Raw genomic sequence first — 12,610 nt, 5'->3', positions numbered from 1 at the left:
TATTCGATATAGATGTTGAACGCAATCTAATTTTGGAGATCGGCAATGCGGGTCAGTCGTGCTCAGGCGGAGGAAAACCGGCAAACCGTTATCGATGTAGCGAGCCGTCTCTTCCGGCGGCACGGGTTCGACGGCATCGGACTAAAAGACTTGATGGCGGGTGCCGGGCTGACGCAGGGCGCCTTTTATAAGCAGTTCGAGTCTAAGGACGATCTGGTCGCGCAGGCCTCGCGGCGCGCCTTGGAGGATGCCTTGGACCATTGGTCCGCTGCCGCCGCCTCCAGACCCGATAATCCGCTGTCGGCCGTGGTCGACTTCTATCTCAGCGAGGGGCATTGCGCCGAGAGGTCGGACGGGTGCCCGGTCGTTGCACTCGGCTCGGATGCGGCCAGGCACGGTCCTCATGTCAAGGAGTCATTCCAAGCCGGGATCCAGGAGTATCTCGACTTGCTGGACAGCTGGATCGGCGGCCCCGAAGACGGCCAGCCGCACAGCAGGTCGATGGCCATTCTCTCGACGATGGTGGGCGCCGTGCTGCTCGCGCGCGCTGTCAATAACGAGCAGATGTCGGCGCAGTTCCTGGAGGCGGCTGCCAAGAGTGTGATGGCTCAGGCCGCCGCGACAGCCGCCAAAGCGGATCCACGGCAATGATGGTGTCGTCGGGACAAATTCCCCGTGCGTCCATGACGGAGGCCGATGCAATGAAGCGGCCCCTTTTTGAGTTTATGGATTATTTTTTTTTAAAGTTCATCGAATCTGCTATATGGAACCAATAAACAGTTTATTCTATGATATAGACATTTGTCAGAGAGGGGATTGCGCCTGGTGCGGGAATGCGTTTCCTTTTCGGTCGCCGAGAAGGTTTCGCGCGTTCGGGGCGCCCCCGAGAAACGGAGTCTTCCGAGATGTCGCCCCAGGCCAGCCCGCTGCAAACGCGCATTCTCTCTCAGCTGCAGACGCGGTTCAGCGGCGCGCAGGTCGTCGGCCAACGGCTGAACGAGGTCGACATCGCGGAGTGGCTCGGTGTCTCCCGCACGCCGGTCCGCGAGGTCCTGCGCGCGCTGGAACGCCAGGGCACGCTCGTCTACGAGCCCAGGCGCGGCTATGAGATCGTTCAGCCGCTCGATCCGGAAACGGGATCCGGGGCGGACGGCGACGAACTCCTCGATGAACGCGTGATGCGGGAAATGGCGCTCGGCACGTTGAAATCCGTCATCAGCGAGCGGGCGCTGCTGAAGCGCTTCGCTGTGCCGCGCGGGTTTCTGAATTCGACGTTGCGGCGGCTCATGCGCGATCAACTCGTGGAACCGTCGCCCGGGCGCGGGTGGGTCTTTGCCGATATCGGGCCGGATGCGCTGCGTGACGGCTACCGCTTTCGGCAGATCGTGGAGCCCGCGGCGATCCTGTGCGACGATTATGCCGTCGACCGCAAGACCCTCGACGCGCTCGACCGCGATCATGCGGCGGCGATCGAGAGCATCAATGCGATGGAACAACGCGCCTTGTTCGAGCTCGATGCGCGCTTCCACCGGGTCATCGCTGCGGGCGCCGGCAGCCGCCAGCTCGATGATGTGATTAGGCGGCAGAACAATATCCGCCGTGTCGCGGACTATATCAGCTTCGTACGGCCGGAGCGGATCCGGCAATCGTTGATCGAACATCGCGGCATCATCGCGGCGCTTCTCGACAACCGGCGCCAGCACGCGGCGATGTTGATGCGCCTGCATCTGGAAGTGTCTGCCGACGAGACCTTCGCCCATCTCAATCACGATCTCGAGCGCATCCGTGCGCGCGGATCCCTGTCCTCGCCGGCCGACAGCGCCGGCTAGTGCTTTGCCGGGCCCGGCGACCGGGGCGATGCAGACCGCTTCGTCCGGGCAAGCTTCGAGCGCGGTCATTGCCGGCTGCGACTAGTGGATATTGAATAGAAATGATCAAGGTGCCGCGCTGCGCGGCCAGGCCGGAGGGGATCGATGAAGGTTGCGCTCATTCAGATGAAGTTCGCGCGCCGCTTCTTCTATCTGCACCCGGAGCGGTTGATGGGCATGTCGATCGGCGCGCCGGGCATCGTGACGCTGCCCGATCCGACGAAGCCCTGGTGGGTCGGCACCGGCGGCATGGAACGGATTTTCGACAAGACGCCCGATCTCGACGCGATGCGCAAGGTTCCGGTCGAAATGGTCATCGGCGCGCAGGACATCGAGACCTGGGACGTGACGGTGAAGCCCGGTTCGCGCAACTGGATGGAGGGTGTGAACGATCCCGGCGAAACCCGCGTCGACCGTCTGCGCGGCCTGGAGAAGGCGTTCGAGGCTCAGGGGATCGCGGTGCGCTTTGATCTCGTCCCCGGTGTCGAGCATGCGGGCGGGCTTGTCCAGGAGCCGGTCAAGGCGTTCCTTGCCGACGTCCTGGCCCGTCGTTCACAGGTGCGAGCGCTCTGATGCCCCCGCAACTCATCCTCAATCAGCGCGTCTCAGCCGAAGCGGACGAGGCGATCGACAGGCTTTTCCCCGCTCAGGCCGTGGCGGAGGCCGCGGGCGCGATCACCAACTGGGCCGGCTATGAACCGACGCCGCTCGTCACCTTGCCTGGACTGGCGGCCGGGCTCGGCCTCGCCGCGATTGCACTCAAGGATGAGAGCGATCGGTTCGGGCTCGGCAGCTTCAAAGCGCTCGGCGGGGCCTATGCCGTCTATTGCATTCTCCGCGCGCATGTGACGAACCGGACGGGAACGGTTCCCACGCCGGCGAATCTCGAGAGCGGCAGCCTGGCCGCGTTGACGGGCGAGATCACCGTCATCTGCGCGACGGCCGGCAATCACGGCCGGTCCGTCGCCTGGGCGGCGGGCCGGTTCGGCTGTCGCTGTGTCATCCTCGTCCATGCCGGGGTCACCGAAGAGCGCCGCGCCGCAATGGCGCGTTTCGGCGCCGAGATCCGGGAGGTGCCGGGCAGCTATGACGACAGCGTGCGCGAGGCGGCGCAACTGGCCGCCGCCCATGGGTGGCATCTGGTGCCCGACACGAGCACCAGCGAGCAGGATCCCATCCCCGCCCTCGTCATGCAGGGTTATACCGTCATGGGCGCCGAGATCGTGGATCAATGGCGCGGGCCGCCGCCAACGCATGTTTTTGTTCAGGTCGGCGTCGGCGGCCTTGCCGCGGGCGTGGCGGAAGCGCTCTGGCGGCGTTGGCGCGACGAACTCGGACATATCGTCTGCGTGGAGCCTGAAGCCGCCGATTGTTTCGCGCGCAGCCTCGCTGCCGGAGCGCCGACGCCGATCAGCGGAGACCTGGACACGCTGATGCTCTGCCTCGCCTGCGGCGAGGTGTCCGCGCCGGCCTGGGCCGTTCTGCGACCGCTCGCGACGGCGGCGATGACGATCTCGGACGACGAGACATTCGACGCCATGCGCAGGCTGGCCGATCCCGCGGCAGGCGATCCGCCGCTCGCGGCCGGGGAGTCGGGCGCCGCCGGCCTGGCCGGTCTGATCGCGCTCTGCCGCGACGACGATCGCCGTCGCCGTCTCGGCCTCGGCCCCACGGCCCGGGTGCTCGCCATCGTCAGCGAAGGTGCACTCGATCGCGCCCTCTACGACCGTGTCGTCGGCCGTGGCTCCGCCGATGCTGAATCAGTCCGCTCAGACCGTATCCGACGTGAATGGAATCGCTTGGTAATATCCAAGTCAATGAATTAGCTCGTCTATGTCTGAGCCGAGCCAATCTGCAGCAGGCGGACTTTCTCTTGCCCTCGGAGCATCTGACAGGTTATTTCTGGCGCGCGACCAGTTCGGCATATTCTACAAAGGGCAATATCCCCGGCATCGGATTGTCCGCACGCCAGGCTATGCCGATGGAAATTTCCTGGCAAAGATCGTCCACCTTTCGCAGAACGACATCCCTGCCAACGATACCTTCGATCCACTCGGGCAGAAAGGTAATACCCAAACCAGCCGCCACCAACGCCAGAGCCGCCGTCGTATTCGATACCTTGATGCCAGGGTCAAGTGTTATTCCCGCATCAACGACCTGGTCATGAATAGACCTGAAGCTCGATAACTCAAACCGGTCGAGCGTAAAGACGTCATGTCCGACAAAATCGGACAGTCTCAGCGTGGATCGACTTGACAGAGATGACTGCTTCGGGATGACGGCCACAAAACGGTCCGAAACAAGAGGGCTGAAGCGAATGACATTGCCGTTAGAGGGCGGCCTCATAATCCCGATATCATAATCGCCTCGCTCCAGCGCGCGAAGGATCTCGGACGAATCAAATATCCTGACATCGAGCCGCGTTTCGGGAAAGCGTTTGCGAAAACGGCGCAGGATGAGGGGAAGCAATCGGTGAACGGCCGGATTGATTGCGCCGATCTTCAGTTGCTCCCCGCCGGGGGACATCCCTCCGGCGGCCAGCTTCGAGAGGAGAACCGCCTCATCCAGCTTGATTAGAGACTCGCGCGCGAGCGGCAGAAAGGTTTCCCCAGAGGGCGTGAGTTCCACGCTACGCGTCGACCGGATGAAAAGCTGAACGCCAAAATGCGATTCAAGTTTCCGGATTTGCTGACTGAGCGTAGGCTGGGTCACGTTCAAGCGTTTTGCGCTGCGCCCGAAGTGCAATTCCTCGGCCAATACAATAAAACACTTGATACTCCATAGTTCCAGCGCCTGGCTCATAGCAAGTTGGCTGTTCTCCATCATCGCGGTCAATCGCTCGCCAGATCTGAACGCCTTCCATGACGAAGGTGTGCATTCCCGACTTCGACCACGAGACAAAGGTTTTTCATGGCTGTCAACGTCGTTTTTTTGGCGCGCATATTCGCAGGGGTTATGGGCCGCCGGGGTGCATTGGCGCTGCCTGGCAGCGAGAGCCTATCCGGTGAACTCCGGTTCACAGGATAGGGTTGAAGTCTTTGTTTCTACGCATTGTCTTCACGCGAACCGGCGTCCACTTCGCGCGAAAATGCTCTAAAGGAGGGAGCCGCTGCCGTGACGATGCCGGGTGAGGGAGGCATGGTGGACGCGCTCATCCCGGCTCTGTCATGATCCATCAAGGTTACGAGGCTCGCGCCCGATGTCCGGAAAGCCGCGCCGCTTCTTCGCTCACGATGAGCTGCAGCATGTCATCGTCCACCGTGATTCCCGCCGCAAGCATGCGCTTATGAATATTGGCGACCAGCTGGCTGCGGATCCGAAGGTCGAAGGCGAGGGCCATCGATGCGAGTTTGCGGCGGGCCGGCATGGCCCAGACATGGTCCTGGCGCTTCCGCTCCGCACAGAAGTTGAAGTCGGGCACGTCGGGCTTGCGGCGTTCCCTCCGCCTCATCTCCGTTTTGGCGCGATCGATACGCCCGTCTGCGTCGAAAACGACCGCATAGACGTCGGCTGCTCTTTCGCGCGACAACATCCCGTTGTCGATCTCTCCGGCGATCGCACCGAGATCACGCTCCATCGGGTCCCCAAAACCGCCGCCGGTCGGACTTGTGATCCTGACGACATCCCCCTGTGCCATCTCCAGAACCGAGATCTTGCCGATCGATCGCTCATCCGGCCGGCCCGGATTGACGATGGTTTGTCCGAGGAGGCCCTGTTCGCCGCCGCGGAAGCCCCAGGGGGCGAACACGAAGCGGTTCATGTTGCGCACCGTCATGACAGCGCGGTTGGCGGTGTTTTCCATCTCCATCTCGAGCGCCGCCCCGCTTGCGAAGCGTCCGGCGCGCCGGCTGTCGGGAACGCTGCGGATCGCACGCATGATCACCGGCGTTTCAACCTCGATCACTTCGACCGGAACCATGCGCTGGGAATAGCGCACTTCGGTGCCATCGACCCCGTCGCTGATCCGGCGGCCGCCGCCGCCCCCGTGGATGGTATTGATGACATTGACGCGATCGCGACCGGTTCGCGGATCGGGCGCGGACACGACGATGACGCCGGCCATGCCGGCCCCCGCGGCGCCGACGCCCTCGGGAAGCGCCTGATTGAGGCAGCCCATGATGATGTCGTAGGCGCGTGTCGCCGAGGCCGCGCGCGATCCGCCTGAGGCCGGGAAGACCGCATTCAGGACCGTCCCGCGTGGCGCGTGGGCGTGGATCGCGCGCAAAATCCCCGAATTGCGAGGCGTAAGAGGATCCATCGTGAGGATGAAGGTGATGAGGCACTGCACGACGTAGGGATGGGTGGTTGCCCCGGTTACAAGATTGTAGGCCGCAGCAAGCTGCGGATCTGTCCCTGTAAAATCGACATCTATTTCTCCCCCGCGCACCGTCAGGGTGACGCTGAAATAGGCGAGCTGCCCTTCGTTGATCCCTTCCAGGTAATCGGAAAAGCTATAGACGCCTTCAGGAATATTCCGGATCACCGCGCGGGCTTTGGTCTCGGCATAGCCGATGACGTCGCGCATCCCAAGTTCCACGCTGTCCCGACCATAGCGGTCGCAGAGCTCGTTGATGCGCCGGTCCATGCTCTTCAGGCCGGAGATCATGGCTTGAATATCGCCCCAAAGCTCAGCCGGGATGCGGCTGTTGTCCTCGAAGATCGACTTTATGGTCGTGTTGAGCACGCCTTCTTCATAGAGCTTCGCCGGCCTTACCCTGAGGCCTTCCTGGAAGACTTCGGTGAAAGCTGGCGAGATGCTGCCGGGAACCGCCCCGCCGATATCCGACGCGTGGACGAATGACCAGCCCACCGCAATCAGCGTGCCGTCACGGAAAATCGGATAGAGCAGCGTGACGTCCATCAAATGCGTCACCAAGCCGTCGGTGCTGAACGGATCATTCGTGATGATGATGTCACCAGGCTTCAGAGTGTCGCGGCCAATGGCATCAAGGGTCGGCCGGAGAGGCGAGCCGATAAAGACGTTGACGCCCGACATCATCGGATAAGCGAACATGTCGCCCTCTGCGGTGGCCAAAGCGCATTGGTAATCCTGAACCAGCTTCACAAAGGTCGTATGGGCCGTGCGATAGACTGCGGCGGAAGCCTCTTCGACGATCGCGTTGAAACGGTTGCTCATAATTGCGGTGCGAACAGCGTCCATGGCAGCTTAGCTCCGGCTCATGAAGATCGCGCCATAGGCGCCTGTATGGGCGATGAAATCCGGGGGGACGACGATCGTGGCTTCCGGCTGTTCGATGACGGCAGGTCCGTGGATGGCCTCGTTGAGACCGAGATTCGCCCGGTCGTAGATGCGCACCTCCGGATAGACATGCCCCTGGAAGCGCATCGGCCGGACGCCCTTGACGGGGGCTCCGGTCATGACCGTCCCGGGTGAGGCAGGCTCGGGAATGGACATCGCGCCACGCACGCGCATGCGCAGATCGACAAACTCGACGGCTGCCCCTGGATCGGCGTGACTGTAGATGCGTTCGTGTTCCTGATGGAATGCGTCGTGCATCGCCTTGAGGTCTTCAGCTTCTACGGCAGAATCGGGCAGGCGCACGTCAATCTGGAATGACTGCCCGACATAGCGCATCGCGGCCCAGCATTCGAACGTCTGCGACACGAGGCGATCGGGAGATGCCTGTCGCGCCAGCCAATCCGCGGCCTGCTCCTTGAGTGCCGCAAATGTCCGGGCGATCAGGGCGCCGTCCACGTCGCGTCCATGAACAGTTTCCATTGTGTCATTGCTCAGCTCGGAGACGAGGCCGCCGAGCGCGCAGAAAACCGACGGCGTACTCGGAACAAGGACACGGTTGACACCGATCTCCGCAGCGAGAAGCGGTCCCTGGATGGCCCCAGCTCCCCCATAGACGAGCAACGTGAGTTCTTCCGGGTCCACGCCTTGCCGGGCGAGATAGGGCAGCACGCCGGCAACCATGTTCGAGCTGGCGACAGTCACGCACATCTCGGCGGCCGTCGCCACATCGGTTCCGAGTGCCTCGGCGATCGATGCCATGGCCTTCTCGGCCGCATTGATATTGAGATGCATCGCGCCGCCAAGCAGCGCTTCCGGGAGGTAACCCGCCAGCAGATAGGCATCGGTAAGCGTCGGCGCGGTACCTCCACGCCCGAAGCATGCCGGACCGGGGAAAGAGCCAGCGCTCTGTGGCCCGATACGCAGCACGCCCCCGTCGAGGGCGGCGATGGAGCCGCCGCCCGCGCCGATCGCCTCGATCCCGGTGACGGGCATGACCACCGGAAAATCGCCAACTTCCGCGGCCGTCGACGTCAGCGCTTCACCGTCGCGCACCAGCGAAATATCCGTGCTGGTGCCCCCCATGTCCATGGTGAGGATGTTGTGCTCGCCGATCGCGCGACCAAGATACTGGACCGCCGTGACGCCCGACGCGGGGCCGGACAGAAGGGTATGCACGGGGAAGGCGCGCGCTTCGGCCGCCGCCATCGCTCCCCCGTTGGATCGGGTGACGAAAAGCTGCGATCCCGGCAGCCTGGCTTCAACGTAGTTTTCCACCGCGCCGATATACGTATTCATGCGGCGGCGCACGAATGCATTGAGGACACTGATGGTTGCCCGCTCATATTCGCCGATACGCGGCCAGATTTCGCTCGACAGACTGACTTCGGCGTCTTTGCCGACGACACGCCGGATCGCGCGTTCGACGATTGTCTCATGGTGCGGATTGGCGTAGCTATGGAGAAGCGCGACCGCAAACCCCGCAGCGCCGGCCTCCATGGCTTGTCTCGCGAGGGCCTCGACCGCCTCTTCATCGATGGCCGTCTCGACGGTGCCGCCCCGAAGGAGCCGTTCCTCGACCTCGAAGACCATGGCACGGTCAACCAGCGGCTTGGTGCGGTTCTCGAAAATATTGAGAGGGTTGCGCACTCCCATGCGCTGGAGTTCAAGCAGATCTCGATAGCCCTTCGTCACGAAGAACGCGATTTTCGGACCCTTCCGCTCGATCACCGCATTCGTGCTGACGGTCGTCCCGTGCATCACCAGTGCGGACTCGCCGTCTTCCGGGCGAAGGCGTTCAAGCAGGCGCTCAAACCCCTGTTTGAACCCATTCTCAAAATCTGGTGGCGTGGAGGGGACTTTAAGACTGGTGATGTCTTGCTCACCTTCACGCCATCCACAGAAGTCGGTGAATGTACCGCCGATGTCGACGCCGATTCTAAGCATAATTTGCTATTCTCTCCTCAAGCGAAGGGCCAGGTCGCGTCGAAACAACTTAAAGGTTCTCGCCTCTGAAGGAGAAGTCATTGTTCTCCAACATTGATTGGGAATTCAAATAAGTCCGGTCGCCCATGCAAATATTGCGGCGCGAACGGTATCTACGCGTTCATCTGACGGGCGCGAGCCTGCAAGGTGTGCGGCTGACCATCAGGGCTCGAAAGCTGCTCTGATGACACCACGACCTGCGCGATCCGCAAAAAGAGCCGCCGCGAGGCGCCTCTATGGTGGTCCGCCGCTTATAGGACATGATCGAGAGGCTTACCCTGACAGGTACGAATAATCATACGGGCGACCGCTTCATATAATTGCGCAGGGTCCCCGTGCGTTGATGTAAACGCCATATCCAATGCGGAGCGTAGTGGTGATGGTGTCAAACGTTCAGACTTGGCGAGCACACCCTTCTCATCAAGGCCAAAGCTCGCCAAGTCGGTCGGATCGCTCACCGCAACATCGGCCGTGATTAGACGACCGCTCGTTAACTCCAGCGTCACCGACCTTTCCTCGGACAGATCAAACACAAACCTGTCTTTGTACCGAAGCGCGGGCGAATGGTTCGCGACCGCGTCCCATTGCGATCCAGGCTCAACACCCGCGAGCAGAAGACTGAAGGTCGCGGGCAGGCTAAAGGCTACGTCCGCTGGCACGATTATGTCTCGCCGACAAAATTTCTCAACCTCTGCGGGACCCTTAACCGTGATTGCGACGATCTCTTCATTGTCAGTCAGCTGCTGTAAGCTGATAGAAAACGATTTCAGATATTCCTGCAGGTGCCAGCATGCGGGGAATTGCTTGAAACCGACCCGCGCAACAGCAGGCTGGTCTTTGCGTGTTCGCGTCAGATCGCATTGATCAGATCCGGCCATTCTCCACATTCCCGAAGCCCCATCGAGCGCGTTTGAAACGCCGGTCTGGCCAGCCTCGACCAGACCGACCGCCATGACGGCGCCGGCCGCCGCCCAGCCGAGATTGTTCTTCAGAGCCGGTACCGGCCGTTCGTACCATTTCGCCGTATAGGGAAGTAGAGAATGGGCAACCGCCACACCCACCAGGCGTTCCAGGAATTCGGAGCTCCTTCCGAACGAGATTGCAATGCCGATGCTGGCCGCGACCGTATCCCAAACGCCGACGGACCGCACGAGGGCTGCTCTTTCACGCGACGGTATGGCTGAGGACGCCAGAATCCAGTGCGCCTCATACCCTGCTGCGATGCCCCGCAGCAGCCGATCCATCGGAAGCCGTTCCCTCGCAGCGACGGCCAGGATGGCGCCGATGATCGGAGCGCCGGGATGGCCGAGAAGCGTGTCATCGTAGTCGAGCGCGTTCGCGGCCTGGCCGTAGAGATAGGCAGCAAGAAACGGCGAGAGCGTGGAGGTATCGTCATTTGCGGCGTTGGTGCCAAACAGCGAAGGTGCGACGACTGCACTTGGCTTGAAATGCGCAAGTCCAAGTCCCGCTGAAAAGCAGCTGATACTGTCGATGAGGCATAATTCGGTCCGCCGGCGTATTGCAGGATCCCAATCGGCATCCACAAAACAGCGCATTCGGTTGATGAGTTCGGCGGAAACTGTCCCCTCGTTCACGAGACGCCCTCCATAGTGATTGTCTGCTACGCGTGGGTGTTGACGCACGCTGACGCGCTACGCACTTCGCGTTGCATCGAGACGTGGATCGAGACGATCACGCAACTGCTCGCCAAGAACATTGACCAGAGCGACAGTCACCACGAGCGCCGCACCCGGCAGGGTCGCGATCCACCAGGCTGTGCTGATCAACGCACGGCCGCCCGCTGCCATTCCTCCCCATGAGGGTTCAGGAGGCTGAACGCCCAACCCGAGAAAGGACAACGATCCCTCCGTCAGCATCATCAAGCCGAGGTCGAGGCTGGCAAAGACGATGACAGACGGGATGATGTTGGGAAGCAGATGTTTGAAAATGATGCGACAATGCGAGGCTCCGAGGAGTTGCGCGCTCGCGATATAGTCCTGCCGCCTCACGACGATGACCTGGCTGACGACCAGTCGAGCATACAGAACCCAGCCGGTGATCGCGAGGACGAGGATGACATTCGACGTGCTCGGTCCGAGCGCCGCGATCACGCCGATGGCAAGAACAAGCGTTGGCAAGGCCAGTTGAACATCGCCGAGCCGCATGAAGAACGTGAGAAGGGGGCCGCCGAAATAACCAGCCACGAGGCCGATCAGCACGCCGGAGACCATGCGGCAGATGACGGCGATGGCGCCGATGCTCAGAGAGACCCGCGCGCCATACATGATCCGCGTCAGAATATCTCTTCCAAGATCATCAGTCCCCAGGAGATGTTTGGTGGACCCGCCTGCCTGCCAGAGCGGCGGCAGCAGACGCGCCGAGAGATCCTGGGAGTTGGGTCCATAAGGTGAGATCCAGGGTGCCAGGCAGGCAATGACGACGATCACCCCCAGCAGCCCGGCCGGGATCAGGAGCCGCAGATTGATCGGTCGGGCCTTCGATGGCGATTGTGGTTGAGGGCGCAGGGGCAACGAGGTGGCGTGAGACATTATCTGGCTCCCCGCGTGCGCGGGTCGAGAATGGTATAGAGCATGTCGATGACGAGATTGGTGATGACAACGAGAATGCCGACGACGAGCACAAAGGCCTGAATGACCGGCATATCGCGCGAGGTGATCGCCGACAGCGCTAATGTGTTCACGCCGGGCCAACCGAACACTGTCTCTGTAACCACTGCCCCACCATATAATCCGCCGAGTTCAAGACCTACGACGGTGATGATGGGTAAAGCAGCATTAGGGAGCGCATGGCCAAACACGATCGATCCCGCTGATGCGCCTTTCGCGCGTGCCGTGCGTACAAAATCGGAGTCCAGCACTTCGAGCATGGACGAGCGGACCATGCGCGCGAAGGTGCCGACCTGAAATGTCGCCAGCGTCACCGCCGGCAGAATAAGATAGGAAGGCCCACGGAATCCCGATGTCGGGAGAAGCCGCAGTGTCGCGCTGAAGATGAGGATCATCACAATTCCGAGCCAGAAAGAGGGCAGCGACTGGACGAACACCGACCCCGTGATGACAAGGCGGTCAAACCTGCTGCCCCGGAAGGTTGCCGCCAGCACGCCGACGATGACGCCGGTCGACACGGACAGCGCAAGTGCACAGGCGATCAGCAGGAGCGTATTCGGCAGGGCATGGAGGATAAGCTCCAACGCGGGACGCCGGCTCTGGTACGAAACACCCAAGTCTCCCTGAACAGCGTGCCACAGCCAGTCCAGATACTGGACGACAATGGGGCGATCGAAACCATAGGCCTTGCGTATTGCCTCGACCTCGGCCGCGGTGGCATCCTCGGAGGCGAGGAGAGCGGCCGGATCGCCAGCCAGGAACATCAACAGGAAGGTGATGGCGGAAACGCCCAGCATCACGAGCACGCTGAAAGCGAGGCGATTGATAAAGCGGCTACGCATGCGACCTGCTCCCCTTGTCGGCCATCCTGA

The 12,610-nt window shown here is 61.8% G+C and carries 10 protein-coding genes; 4 read left to right on the top strand and 6 right to left on the bottom strand.

What is annotated here, in order from left to right; translation table 11 throughout:
* Positions 1-45: 45 nt before the first annotated feature.
* From C7450_RS12480 to C7450_RS12465, 4 genes are all read left to right on the top strand, one after another.
* Entirely contained in the window at positions 46-651 is a 606-nt protein-coding gene (locus C7450_RS12480; protein ID WP_110374794.1) for a TetR/AcrR family transcriptional regulator, read from the top strand.
* Positions 652-905: 254 nt separating this feature from the next.
* Positions 906-1,829 carry a GntR family transcriptional regulator gene (locus C7450_RS12475; RefSeq protein WP_110374793.1) on the top strand — a complete coding sequence of 308 codons (924 nt, stop codon included), beginning with the start codon at positions 906-908 and terminating at the stop codon, positions 1,827-1,829.
* Positions 1,830-1,973: 144 nt separating this feature from the next.
* Positions 1,974-2,441, top strand: coding sequence for a hypothetical protein (locus C7450_RS12470; protein WP_110374792.1), 468 nt, complete (start codon positions 1,974-1,976; stop codon positions 2,439-2,441).
* Positions 2,441-3,694, top strand: coding sequence for a diaminopropionate ammonia-lyase (locus C7450_RS12465; protein WP_110374791.1), 1,254 nt, complete (start codon positions 2,441-2,443; stop codon positions 3,692-3,694). The genes C7450_RS12470 and C7450_RS12465 overlap by 1 nt, the downstream gene beginning before the upstream one ends.
* Before the next feature lie 70 nt (positions 3,695-3,764).
* Here C7450_RS12465 and C7450_RS12460 read toward each other — a convergent pair whose 3' ends face one another.
* The 6 genes from C7450_RS12460 to C7450_RS12435 all read right to left on the bottom strand — a co-directional run bounded on the left by C7450_RS12460 (position 3,765) and on the right by C7450_RS12435 (position 12,580).
* A complete protein-coding gene (locus tag C7450_RS12460) occupies positions 3,765-4,694 on the bottom strand; it encodes a LysR family transcriptional regulator (protein ID WP_245449666.1) in 930 nt (309 codons plus the stop codon).
* 355 nt (positions 4,695-5,049) lie between these two features.
* Positions 5,050-7,029, bottom strand: a complete 1,980-nt coding sequence (locus C7450_RS12455; protein WP_110374790.1) for a hydantoinase B/oxoprolinase family protein — start codon at positions 7,027-7,029, stop codon at positions 5,050-5,052.
* Between the two features lie 6 nt (positions 7,030-7,035).
* Entirely contained in the window at positions 7,036-9,072 is a 2,037-nt protein-coding gene (locus tag C7450_RS12450) for a hydantoinase/oxoprolinase family protein (protein ID WP_110374789.1), read from the bottom strand.
* Positions 9,073-9,362: 290 nt separating this feature from the next.
* Entirely contained in the window at positions 9,363-10,706 is a 1,344-nt protein-coding gene (locus C7450_RS12445) for an MmgE/PrpD family protein (RefSeq protein WP_110374788.1), read from the bottom strand.
* Between the two features lie 57 nt (positions 10,707-10,763).
* Positions 10,764-11,660 carry an ABC transporter permease gene (locus C7450_RS12440; protein ID WP_110374787.1) on the bottom strand — a complete coding sequence of 299 codons (897 nt, stop codon included), beginning with the start codon at positions 11,658-11,660 and terminating at the stop codon, positions 10,764-10,766.
* Positions 11,660-12,580: an ABC transporter permease gene (locus tag C7450_RS12435; protein WP_110374786.1), complete on the bottom strand. Its 921-nt coding sequence runs from the start codon at positions 12,578-12,580 to the stop codon at positions 11,660-11,662. The genes C7450_RS12440 and C7450_RS12435 overlap by 1 nt, the downstream gene beginning before the upstream one ends.
* Positions 12,581-12,610 lie beyond the last annotated feature (30 nt).

It is taken from the genome of Chelatococcus asaccharovorans, from assembly GCF_003201475.1.
Classification (GTDB): Bacteria; Pseudomonadota; Alphaproteobacteria; order Rhizobiales; family Beijerinckiaceae; genus Chelatococcus; species Chelatococcus asaccharovorans.
Note: the sequence above shows the minus strand (reverse complement) of the source record. Positions and strands in the feature narration are given on the sequence as shown.